At 70.3% G+C, this 11,572-nt stretch carries 9 protein-coding genes and 1 pseudogene; 2 read left to right on the forward strand and 8 right to left on the reverse strand.

Going from position 1 to position 11,572, the window contains the following annotated elements:
* Positions 1 to 186: 186 nt before the first annotated feature.
* The 8 genes and pseudogenes from SMA5143A_RS02600 to SMA5143A_RS02635 form a co-directional block, all read right to left on the reverse strand.
* Positions 187 to 1,185 carry an aldo/keto reductase gene (locus SMA5143A_RS02600; protein ID WP_107461203.1) on the reverse strand — a complete coding sequence of 333 codons (999 nt, stop codon included), beginning with the start codon at positions 1,183 to 1,185 and terminating at the stop codon, positions 187 to 189.
* A 44-nt stretch (positions 1,186 to 1,229) separates the two neighbouring features.
* Positions 1,230 to 1,361, reverse strand: a pseudogene (locus SMA5143A_RS02605) (SDR family oxidoreductase); the annotation flags it as partial.
* Between the two features lie 80 nt (positions 1,362 to 1,441).
* Positions 1,442 to 2,326: an amidohydrolase family protein gene (locus tag SMA5143A_RS02610; RefSeq protein WP_107461187.1), complete on the reverse strand. Its 885-nt coding sequence runs from the start codon at positions 2,324 to 2,326 to the stop codon at positions 1,442 to 1,444.
* Positions 2,327 to 2,363: 37 nt separating this feature from the next.
* On the reverse strand, positions 2,364 to 2,711 hold the full coding sequence (locus SMA5143A_RS02615) for an L-rhamnose mutarotase (protein WP_107461188.1): 348 nt from the start codon (positions 2,709 to 2,711) through the stop codon (positions 2,364 to 2,366).
* Entirely contained in the window at positions 2,708 to 4,723 is a 2,016-nt protein-coding gene (locus tag SMA5143A_RS02620; protein ID WP_107461189.1) for a hypothetical protein, read from the reverse strand. Before SMA5143A_RS02620 ends, SMA5143A_RS02615 begins: the two co-directional genes overlap by 4 nt.
* 103 nt (positions 4,724 to 4,826) lie before the next feature.
* A complete protein-coding gene (locus SMA5143A_RS02625; protein WP_107461190.1) occupies positions 4,827 to 5,717 on the reverse strand; it encodes a carbohydrate ABC transporter permease in 891 nt (296 codons plus the stop codon).
* Positions 5,707 to 6,621, reverse strand: a complete 915-nt coding sequence (locus SMA5143A_RS02630) for a carbohydrate ABC transporter permease (protein ID WP_107461191.1) — start codon at positions 6,619 to 6,621, stop codon at positions 5,707 to 5,709. The genes SMA5143A_RS02625 and SMA5143A_RS02630 overlap by 11 nt, the downstream gene beginning before the upstream one ends.
* Positions 6,618 to 7,982, reverse strand: coding sequence for an ABC transporter substrate-binding protein (locus SMA5143A_RS02635; protein WP_107461192.1), 1,365 nt, complete (start codon positions 7,980 to 7,982; stop codon positions 6,618 to 6,620). Before SMA5143A_RS02635 ends, SMA5143A_RS02630 begins: the two co-directional genes overlap by 4 nt.
* A 342-nt stretch (positions 7,983 to 8,324) precedes the next feature.
* Here SMA5143A_RS02635 and SMA5143A_RS02640 point away from each other — a divergent pair, with 342 nt between their 5' ends.
* Positions 8,325 to 9,122, forward strand: coding sequence for a FadR/GntR family transcriptional regulator (locus tag SMA5143A_RS02640; protein ID WP_181361689.1), 798 nt, complete (start codon positions 8,325 to 8,327; stop codon positions 9,120 to 9,122).
* Between the two features lie 369 nt (positions 9,123 to 9,491).
* Positions 9,492 to 11,543, forward strand: a complete 2,052-nt coding sequence (locus SMA5143A_RS02645) for a family 43 glycosylhydrolase (protein WP_107461194.1) — start codon at positions 9,492 to 9,494, stop codon at positions 11,541 to 11,543.
* Positions 11,544 to 11,572 lie beyond the last annotated feature (29 nt).

Here is an 11,572-nt window from a genome sequence, read left to right on the forward strand (position 1 = left end):
GGCTCCGGGGGTGTTGTCGGTGCGGGTACGCGGACGGCGGGACTTCTCAGGGGCAGAAGCAGGGGCACGGGTTGGGGTACGGGTTGGGGTACGGGCTTCCCTCGCGGCGGACGCGGCGTGGCCGGGGTAATCGGTCGGGCCGGTGGAGGGAGGCTGGACGGGGGGCCCGCTTGCCCCTCAGCGGCATCAGGGGGCACCGCCGACGGTGGTGGGGACGTCCTGCCTGATCAGCCCTCGCTCACGGAGGTCGCCCCAGAGCGCCCGGGGTACGGCGCTCCGCTGGAGGGCCACGTTCTGCGTCACCTGTGCGCGGTCGCGCATGCCCAGTGTGACGTTGACGGTGCTGGGATGGGTGGTCGGGAAGGCGAGGGCGGCTGCGGGAAGGCTGGTGCCGTGCTCCTCGCAGACCTCCGCGATCGCCCGTGCGCGGGCGACCAGCTCAGGGGGAGCGTCCTGGTAGTCGTACTTCATGCCTTCGGCGGGCCGTGGACGCGAGAGCAGCCCGGAGTTGAAGACACCGGCCGCGACGACGCTCTTGCCCGTCTCCCGCGCGGCGGGCAGCACGTCGTCCAGCGCCGACTGGTCGAGGAGGGTGTAGCGCCCGGCGAGCATGACCACGTCGGCGGCGGTCTCCCGCAGGAAACGGGCGAGCATGGCCGACCGGTTCATGCCGGCGCCGACGGCCCCGACGACCCCTTGGTCGCGCAGCTCCGCCAGAGCGGGCAGGGCCTCGTCGGCGGCCTGCCGCCAGTGGTCGTCGGGGTCGTGCACATACACGATGTCGAGTCGGTCGAGGCCGGTGCGGCGCAGGGAGTCCTCGAGGGAGCGGAGCACGCCGTCGCGGCTGAAGTCCCACTGTCGGTGCAGGTCGTCCGGGACGACGAAGCCCTCACTGTCGACGCCCTGGGGACGCTCGTTGGGGACGAGGAGCCGGCCCACCTTGGAGGAGACGACGTACTCGTCCCGCGGGCGCTGCCGCAGGGCCGCCCCGAGGCGCTGTTCGGAGAGCCCGAGGCCGTAGTGCGGCGCGGTGTCGAAGTACCGGATGCCCGCGTCCCAGGCCGCGTCGACGGCGGCCGAGGCGTCGGCCGCCGAGGTGGCGCCGTACAGGTTGCCGATCACCGCCGCGCCGAACCCGAGGGCGGTGAGTCCGACGGAGGTGCGGGCGACCCTCCGGCGTGGCATGACGCCCTCCTCGTGGAGGTGGCCCATCGCGGAGTCGGGGCCGGTCATCGGCCGAGCCATCCGCCGTCGACGGCCGGGGCCGTGCCGTGGAGGCGGGCGGCGGCGTCGGAGGCGAGGAAGACGGTGGCACCCGCGAGGTCGTCGGCGCCGCCCCAGCGTCCGGCGGGGACGAGGTCGGGCAAGGTGCGGGCAGCGGTGTGGCGGACGGCGAGTGTCATCGTGATCTCCAGGGTCCCCTCGGCACGAGCGCCGAACGTCAGCCGCGGGCGGGGAGGCGGTAGAAGGCGGTCGCGGTGCCGGCGAGGAGCGCGTGGATCTCGCTCTCCGTGCAGTCGGTGAGCAGGTCGTCCACGGTGGCGGCCCAGCGGTTCCAGCCGCCCGCGAGGTTGGCGACCGGCCAGTCCGAGCCGAACATCAGCCGGTCCGGGCCGAAGGACGTGAGCAGCACGTCCCAGACCGGGCGGATGTCGGCGGTGGTCCAGCCGGCGTGGTCGGCCTCCGTGATCAGTCCCGACAGTTTGCAGACCACGTGCTCGTGCGCGGCCAGCCGTCGCACCTGGTCGCTCCACTCCGCGAGTTCGCGCCCGGCGATGTCCGGCTTGCCCGCGTGGTTCAGCACCTGGGGCAGGTCGGGGAAGCGTTCGGCCAGCCGGATCGCCTGGTCGAACTGGTGGCTGCGGATCAGGACGTCGTAGGAGAGCCCGCGGTCCCTCGCCGCCGCCAACCCTCGTTCGACATCGGGGCGTTGCAGCCAGGCCGGTTCCGTCTCGCCCTGGACGAGGTGGCGCAGGGAACGCAGACAGGTGCCGCCCGGTCCGGCGAGCAGTCGGTCGAGCGTGTCGCCGATCGCCGGCGAGGTGAGGTCCGCCCAGCCGACCACCGCCTCGATCAGCGGCTCCCGCTCCGCGAGGGCGAGCAGCTCCTCCGTCTCGGGCACCTCCGGCACGCACTGCACGGCCACCGTGCCGTGCAGACGACGGCCGGCGACGGGGCGGGTCGCGGTGGCGCGCAGGTCGTCGGGGGTGAAGGTGCGGCGGATCGATGTCAGGTCGGGGTCGTCGAGCCAGGGCTGCGGACGCCGGTCGAGGTCCCACAGATGGTGGTGAGCGTCGATGAGAACGGGGGCGGGGGCGGAGGTCATGGCGGTTCCACGTGGGGTCGGTCCGGAGCGGTCCGTGTCAGACGGTGGCGTCCTCGCCGGGCGGGCCGAGGTGCCAGATCTCGGTCAGTTCCGTCCACTGGCGGGAGTCGCCCCGGTCGGGCCAGGGCTCCTGGCAGGGGTCGGTGAGCTTCCACCACTCCTGCGTCTCGGGGTCGGCTTCGAGGACAGCCATGTCGGCCTCGAAGTCGTCGCCGTGGTACTCGAGGTAGCCGAACAGCACGTCGCCGTGGAGGAAGATGCCGAAGTTGCGGATGTTCGCCCGGTGCAGGGCGGCCTCCACGCCGGGCCAGACCGCCGCGTGGAGCCGCAGGTACTCCTCCCGGTGCTCGGGGCGGAGCCTGATGGTCTGCGCGATGCGCCTCATGCGCGTTCTCCTTCCGTGCCCTGGGAGGGCGGGCCCGCCGGGGTGTCGAACGGGGTGCGGTAACTGGGGGTGCGGGAGCGCAGCCGGAGGCGCAGGGTGAGCCGGATACGGGTGGACGCGGGCAGCCGTACGGTCAGGAAGGCGTCGGCACAGTCCTGCTCCGCCTCGGTGACGACCGGCTCGGTGTGGCCGTAGTCGTACATGTCGCCGATCCAGCCGTCGTCCTCGCAGGTGGTGTACCGGACGGCCGTGATGGTGTGCTCGGCGAAGGCGCCGGCCTGGACGATCACCGTGCGCTCGGTCTCGGGGGAGAGGTTCACCAGTTCGACGGTGGTCGCCTCCGGGTCGATGGAGGTGACCAGCGCGGCGACCTCCGGCGGCAGGCCGGCGCGGCGGGCCTCGGCGTCGTGGTAGCGCAGCCGGGCCTGCTGGAGGCCGCCGTTGTAGAGCACCTGGGGGCCGCCCCAGGTCAGCTGGACGAGGGCTTCGGTGACCACCGGGTTGCACAGCTGCCACACATGGATGTCGGCCTCCGCCACGTCCAGGTCGCGGTAGCGGTCCATCCGGCGCAGCCGGTGGTGGATCTGGGCCTGCGCGGCGGCGAGGATGCGCTCGGGGTAGCCGGGGTCGTCACCGGCGAGGAACGCGAACCACGCCTTCTCGTGCCCCGACTCCTCCTTGGCCCGGAACGGCCGCACGGTACGCCAGTCGATGCCGTCGGCGTCGCGCAGCCGCTCCAGCCGGGCGCGGTCGGCGTCGGCGGCCGTGTGGTGCCACAGGGCCACCGGCACGGGCGGGGTGAGCGGGTTGTAGTCGAACCAGCCCGAGTCGTTGTGCCGGAACGGAAGGTGCGGCGTGGGCGTGTGGATGTCGGGGCCGAGTTCGACCACCCACTTGGAGGGGAGGCTGGAGTCCGCCTCGGTGTGGGGCATCACCCTGGCGTGACCGATGAGGGTGTCGAGCGAGGTCGCGACCATGGAGAGGTAGTCGTCGTCCCCGGTGACCGTCGCCGCGGCGAGCGCCGCCACACAGGCCGCGTGGCCCACGCTGTGCCAGCCGTGCGGCCAGGACCAGCCGTAGTGGCCGCCGTACCAGCGGCCCTCCAGCAGGCCGCCGACGACACCGTCCGGGCCCGCGTTGTCCGGGATGAGACCTTCGTTGGCCCGGGTGCGCTCGCGCCACGCGCCCACGTACTCGACGATCCAGTCGCGGTAGCGGTCCTCGCCCGACAGGATCCACGCGTTGAGGACCAGCCCGGCCGCGGCCAGGTTGACCGCGGTGTCGCCGACACCCATCCGGTCCCGCATCCGCGCGCCGAGCCGCGGATCGGCGGAGAGCGGGAACGGGCCGCCCCGCGCCTCGGGGATCCACTCCAGCGGGAAGCCGTACGTCTCCGCTTCCTTCAGCAGCCACGGGTACACGTCGCCGTCGAACAGTCCCGTGCGGTCGGGGTCACTGCCGTTGTGGGGGCGGGTGATGACACGGTGTTCGGGGTCGTAGTTGCCGTGGGCCGGGTCGACGTACAACTCGGCGAAGCGCAGCGCCCGTTCCGACCAGCGGTCGGGGGCGGCCATGCACAGGAAGTAGAGCAGCAGCAGGCTCTCGCCCTGGTGGAACCAGTCGTAGCCGCGTTCGTACTCGTCGCGCAGCATGTCCAGTTCGGCGAGCTGACGGGTCACGCCCTCCCAGTGCTTCTCACTGGCGGGCAGCAGGTCGTCGGCGCCGCCGAGGAGGTACAGCTGGGGCCAGTTGAAGAACACCTCGTAGAAGTCGTCCACACCGTCGCGGGTGGTCAGCGGGCCGGAGTAGTTCAGGCGTCCGTCGGGGCCGGTGAAGTCGCGGGCGAAGCGCCGCCAGGCGTGGTCGAGCAGGTCGAACAGCGCACGCTGCGACACGGCCCAGCCGGGCGGTTCGAGTACCGGCACCCCCGCCTCGATCTCGGGTCGCGGGGCGGGCTGCCCGGAGACCGGGGTGTCCCCACCCGAGGTGGGGCCGGAAGAGGTGAGGGGCATGGGACGGAGCTCCGTTCGGGGGTGGCGGGGTGCGCGCGCCGGGAACGACGGCCGGGCGGACGACGCCGGATCGGGCATCAGGGTCGGGACGGCAGGCCGGGGCCTACTCCTTGGTGGCGCCGGCGAGCATCCCGCTGACCAGGAAACGCTGGGCGAAGAGGAAGACGATCAGTACGGGTGTGATGGCCACGAGCGTCGCGAGGGCCAGCTGCGGCCGCTCGATCGCGAGGGTGCCGACGGCCGGATTGAAGGACGGCACGTTGCTGAGCAGGGTCCCGACGCCCACCTGGATGGGCATCTGGCCGCTCTCCGGCAGCATCACGTAGGGCAGGAAGTAGTTGGTCCAGTTGGCGACGAAGCTGAAGAACCCGACGAGCGCGATCACCGGTGTCGCCAGCGGCAGCGCGATGTGCCGGAAGACACCGAACTCCGAGCAGCCGTCCATCCGTGCCGCCGCCAGCAGGTCCTTCGGTACCGCGGTGGTGAAGTAGATGTACGTCAGATACACGCCGAACGGGTAGAACGAGTACGGCAGGATGATCGACCACATCGTGCCGATCAGCCGCACCGCGTTGATCTCCAGGAACAGCGGCACCACCAGCGTGGCCGTCGGCATGAGCATCACGACCAGGGTCGAGACGAGCAGGGCGTGCCGTCCGCGGAACTCGGTCATGGCCAGCGCGTAGCCCGCCGGAACGGCCACGCAGAGCGTGATGACCAGCGAGATCAGCGCGTACAGGGTTGAGTTGCCCAGCCACTGAAGGACGGCGTTGTCCTGGAACGCGGTGAGGGCGTCCCAGTTGGCCCTCAGCGTGTGCAAGGAGCCGAAGGAGAGCGGGCTGCCGTGGACGAGTTGCTGATCGGTCTTGGTCGCCGCGAGGACGAGCCACAGCACCGGCAGCACGAAGAACACCAGGAAGACGAGCAGGACGGAGCCGGTCAGCAGCCGGGGCACGAGGCGGGGCACGAGGCGGCGCGGGGAACTAGTCGGCATCGAAGAACCCCGACCGTGCGACGAAGACGGCGGCGGCCGACACACTGACGACCAGGAGCTCCACCGAGACCGCGGCGGCGCCGTTGACGTTGTTCATCTGGAAGGCGAAGTCGTACGTCAGCTGGTTCAGCGAGTAGTCGCGTCCGGCCACGCCCACACTGGCGAGGGACAGCAGCTGCGGCTCCACGAAGAGCTGGGCGCCGCCCGCGAAGGCCAAAATCACCATGTACACGATCCACTTGCGGAGCATGGGTATCTGGATGTGCCAGGCGGTCTGCCAGGCGCCCGCGCCGTCGATGCGCGCGGCTTCCATGACGTCGGTGGGGATGTTGTTGAGGGCGCCGTAGATGACGACGATCCAGCCGCCCGCGCCGGTCCAGAACGCGATGACCGTGAACAGCAGGGGCAGGTTGCCGGGCGCGATCACCTCGCCGAAGGTGTCGAACCCCAGCGTGCCCAGCAGCGAACTGACCGGGCTCACCGTCGGGTCGAGCATGAACAGCCACACCAGTACGCTCGCGGCGCCGGCGAGCGCTCCGGGGATGTAGAAGAGGAAGCGCAGCGACTTGCTGAGGGCGCCGGAGGCGAGACGGTGCAGCAGCAGAGCCAGGCTCACCACGAACACCACGAGGGAGACCAGCCAGAACAGCAGGTACAGCGCGACATGGCCGACGGCGTCCAGGAAGCGGAAGTCCTGTGCCGTGGTGACGAAGTTGCTGAAGCCGGTGAAGGTGCCCCCGGCGTCGGTGAACGCGAAGTAGACGGCGTACCCGGTCGGCAGGATGCCGAACGCGATCAGGAGCAGCACGTAGGCCGCGACGAAGGCGATGCCGGCCCGGCTCTGCCGGTCGGTGCCGCTGGGGCGCCGACGGGCGGAGCCGGACGGGGAGTGGCTGAGGGTCACTGCTCGACCTTGTATCCGTTGGACTTGGCGTGCTGGACGATGGAGTCCTGCCAGGCCGGCAGCATCGAGACGATGGACTTGCCCTGGGTCAGGCCCGGCTTGACGGTGGCCGCCCAGATCGCCTCCTGGCTGAACTGGCCCGAGCCCCACCCCGGCCACACCTGGGAGGAGGCGGCCGACAGCGCACCGAGGTCGCTGGCGAAGTAGCCGGAGGCGTCCTGCCCCTTCAGCCATGCCTCGGCCGCCGGCGCGTAGGCCGGGAAGCCGGGCGCCTTCTCCCCCTGGTAGGCGTTGTCGGTGGTGACCCACGTCAGGAAGTCGGTGGCCGCCTTGAGGTGGGTGGAGTGCTGGGACAGCAGCCAGGTGCCGCCGCCGACGTTGCCGGTGGACGGCGCGCCGTCTCCCTGCCACTGGGGTATGGGCGCCACCGCGATCTGCTTGCCGGGGACCTTCAGGGTGTCCTTGAAGACCGCGCCGCCGAACCAGGCCGGGCCCGGCATGAGCAGGACCTTGTCGGCCTGGTTCTTGCCGAAGTCGGTGCTGAAGACGCCGCTGATGGACATGGACTTGTTCTTGATCAGTACGTCCAGGAGCTTGGCCATCCTGGTGCAGGCCTCGCTGGTGGTGTTCACCGACACGGACTTGGGGCCGGTGATGTGGTTGGCGCCGCACTTGCTCGCCCACAGATAGATCTCGGGGGTGAAGGAGTCCCCCGCGTCACCGACGAGATAGCCCGGGTGCTCCTTGGCCACCTTCGTGCCGAGCTTCTGGTACTCCTCCCACGTCGTCGGCACCGTGTAGCCGAACTTCTTCATCAGCGGGGCGTTGTACCAGAGCACCGCCTGGGAGAGGTCGTTGCGCAGACAGTAGACGGTGCCGTCGACCGTGCAGACGTCGTTGGCGCCCTTGGCGAACTTGCCCAGGGTCGGCTCGGGGATCAGGCCCTTGTTGAGCGGGGCGGCGAAGCCCGCGTCGACCGCCCAGGAGGTCTCGTTGTTCTGGGAGCTGAACACGACGTCCGGCCAGCCCTTGCCGGTGCGGTTGAACAACTGGACCTTCGTCTGAAGGTAGTTGGACCCGTTGGCGTCGCCGTCGTAGCTGACGATGTCCAGCTTCACCTCCGGGTGCAGCTTCTGGTACAGCTTCGCGGCGTCCATCCGGGTCGCGTCCACCCAGACGGTCAACGCTCCGTCCTTCTGCGGCGCCTGGGCGAAGCCGTCCTTGGTGGTCTTGCCGGCGGTACCGCCGCCGCCACAGGCCGTCACGGTCAGCAGCACCGTGACCGCGCACCCGGCCAGCGATGCCGCCCGCTTCCTGCCGAGGGTTCTCTGCGGGCTGGACGAGGACTGGTTGACCGTCATGAGTGACTCCACTGGGTGTGCGGGTGCCCGAGGAGAGGGGCGGCCCGGAAGGACGACGGAGGCGGAAGAGGCGGCTGCGCTGCGATCGGCGTGGAAGAAATTAGCCGCCTTATCGAGTGGTACGTCAAGGGTGCGTGCAGCGTTCTGTTGCGGGACTTCCAGAATCGGGAGAGAAGTTGTGCCCTATATGCCGGATAAGAGTTGCTCATGTGCCCGGATGGCCATGGCTCTCGCTATGGATCATGGCCGAGATGAGTACGACTTATTCTCCCTGTGCGCTACGATGATGCGGCTCCACGGCGATCAGTCGTGTGAGCAGAGGTCACCCGGGAGGCAGCGCAGATGGACGACACGCCAGCGATCGAAGCGGCCCCGCCGGCTCCAGTCCCCGCTGCCGCGCCCGCGGAGGTGGCCGGCCCGGACGAGCGGCGTGACTACCGTCCCGGGTACGAGATCGTGGCGGAGCGGATCCTCGCGTACATCGCCGAGGAGCGACTGGCGCCGGGCGACCGGCTGCCCACGGAGATCGACCTCGCCCGGACGCTGGACACCAGCAGGGCGGTGGTGCGGGAAGCCGTCAAGATCCTCTCGGCGCTGGGTCGGGTACGGGCGCACAAGGGGCGGGGCCTGTTCGTCGCGGACGACGAGGGCATGCTCGTCACCAGCCGGTGGGGAGGCTTCTTCCGCCCCGTCGACCTCGACCACGTACTGATGCTGTTCGAGTTCCGCAGGGTCCAGGAGATGGCCGCCAGCAGTCTCGCGGCCACCCGCGCCACCCCCTCTGAGCTGCGCACCATCGAAGTCGCCATGGAGCAGTGCCGGCACGGGTTCGTCCATGGCCGGGTCGACGTGTTCAACCAGGCGGACGAGGACTTCCACGCGGCCGTGTCGACGGCCTCGCACAACACGTTCCTCGTCAGCGCTGTGCGGGACGCGCGACGCCTCCAGCGCCAGTCCAGCGCCATCGGTATCCACGACTCGTTCGGGGAGAACACCGAGGCGGCCATCGAGGAACACGAGGCGATCTACCGGGCCATCCGTGACGGCCGTCCCGAGGAAGCGGCCCAGGCCACCGCGGCACACCTCGACCGCACCCTGGAGGACTACCGGCGCGAGATCCAGCGCCGTCTGTTCGGCTGACGCCGCCTGTTCTGTTCGGCCGACGCCGCCCGTCGGCGCGCCGTGCGCCCTGTCCCGGCCGCCCCGCGTCCAGGAAAAACGCGGACGATCCGTTGACTTCCGTGCGGCCGGGACTCTAACTTCGGCGTCGATCGGTTCGGCAAACCGATAGCCGTCCGATATATCGACCAACTTCCGTCATGGTCGGTGCGGGGCGTCGGCCCGCTGGGACGCGGCACGCACGACGCGAGGGCCGTGTCCCTTCCACGTTCCCCCTTCCTCGTTTCCCCTTCCGCGTTCTCCCTCCCACGTCCTCCCTCCCACGTCCTCCCTGCGGTGTCCACCCACCACCGCACCCGCACGTGATGACCTCCAGCCAAGGACTGCCTCGTGGACCTCACCAGAAGACAACTCGGCCGGCTCGCCGCGGTCGGTACCGGCGCCCTCCTCCTCCCGGGCCTGCTCCCGTCGAGCGTGGCGGCGGCGGACTCGTTTCCGGCCGGCACCTGGGGTGACCAGGGCGACGGCACCTACGCCAACCCGATCGTCCCGGCCGACCTCAGCGACTGGGACTGCATCCGGGTCGGCGACGACTACTACGGCATCACCAGCACCTTCGGGTACTCGCCCGGCATGGCCGTCCTGCACTCGAAGGACCTGGTCAACTGGCGCCCGATCGGCGGCTCGGTCGACGACGTCACCCGCATCGGACCGGAGCTGAACTGGGACCGGATGAACCGCTACGGCCGCGGCGTGTGGGCCGGGGCCATCCGCTTCCATGCGGGGCGGTACTGGGTGTACTTCAACACGCCCGACGAGGGCTTCTTCATGACGTCGGCCCCGTCGCCGGAAGGGCCCTGGGAGCCGCTGCACTCGATGTGGCGGACCTCCGGCTGGAACGACGTGTGCCCGTTCTGGGACGACGACGGCCAGGGCTACCTGGTCACCACGCACTACTCGGACAGCTACAAGATCCACCTGTACAAGCTGTCCGAGGACGGCAAGTCGCTGATCGGCCCGGCCCCGGTGATCCACCAGTCGAACCGCAGCGAGGCCAGCAAGCTGTACAAGATCGACGGTGTCTACTACCACCTGTTCAGCGAGGTGAAGCCCGAGGGCCGGGTCCTCATGATGAACCGCGGCTCCAGCCTCTTCGGCCCCTTCGAGACCCGGCAGTTGCTGCATGTCAACACCTCGGCCGACCGCGAGCCCAACCAGGGCGGGCTGGTGCAGACCCCGGGCGGCGACTGGTACTTCGTGACCCACCACGGCCACGGCGACTGGGAGGGGCGCGTGCTGTCCCTGCTGCCGGTGACCTGGGTGGACGGCTGGCCGATCATCGGCACGGTGGGCTCGGACGGCATCGGCAAGATGGCGTGGACGGGCCAGTTGCCCGCCCTCGGCACCCCCGGCCTCCCCGTCGACGCGCTGCCCGCCGTCGTGACCAGCGACACGTTCACCGACACCCGCCTCAAGCCGCAGTGGGAGTGGTACTACCAACCCCGCGCGGGCTACTGGTCGTTGACCGAACGCCCCGGCTGTCTGCGACTGAAGGCGTTCGCACCGCTGGCCGGGGACAACCTGATGAAGGTGGGCAACACGCTCACCCAACGCGTGCTGCGCACCGCGGGCGGCGCCACGGTGACCGTCCGCCTCGAACTCGCCGGCCTCGCCGACGGCCAGCACGCCGGGCTGTGCCACTACGCCGCCACCTACGCCGGACTGGGGGTCCGACGCACCGGGACCACCACCACGATCGAGCACAACGCCGGTGGCACTCTGACCAGCGGCGCGGCCCTCACGCAGAACGCCGTGTGGCTGCGCACCACATGGGACGTGAACGGGGTCAGCCGCTTCTCCTACAGCCTCGACGGGAGCACGTTCACCCAGGTCGGTGGCACCTACCAGCTCACCTGGGGCGGCTACCGCGGCGACCGGATCGGCCTGTACACCTACAACGCGGGCGGCACCGGTTACATCGACGTGGACTCGGTGCAGTACACCATTGCCCCCGCGCGGACGTACACATGCGTCAGTGTGCGCAGCGGCAAGGTGGCCGACGTCTCCGGTGGGTCCGGCGCGGACGGCGCCGCCGTGATCCAGTGGACCGGCAACGGCGCGACGAACCAGCAGTGGGCCTTCCAGTCCACGGCCGACGGCTACCACACCATCACCTGCGTCCGCAGCGGCAAGGTGCTCGACGTGGCCGGATCCTCCACGGCGGACGGCGCGCGGGTCGTCCAGGCGACCCCCGACGGCAGGACCAGCCAGCAGTGGCAGCTGCGCCCGCTGTCCGGCGGTGCGTTCCAGGTGGTCAACCGCAACAGCGGCAAGGTGCTCGACGTCAACTCCGGCAGCACGGCCGACGGCGCCGCGCTGATCCAGTACACCAACAGGGGCAGCACCAACCAGCAGTGGACGTTCCGCCGGGTCACCGGCTAGGGCGCGTTGCGAAAGTAGCGTCGTCTGCC

This window comes from Streptomyces sp. MA5143a (assembly GCF_900290235.1).
Classification (GTDB): domain Bacteria; phylum Actinomycetota; class Actinomycetes; order Streptomycetales; family Streptomycetaceae; genus Streptomyces.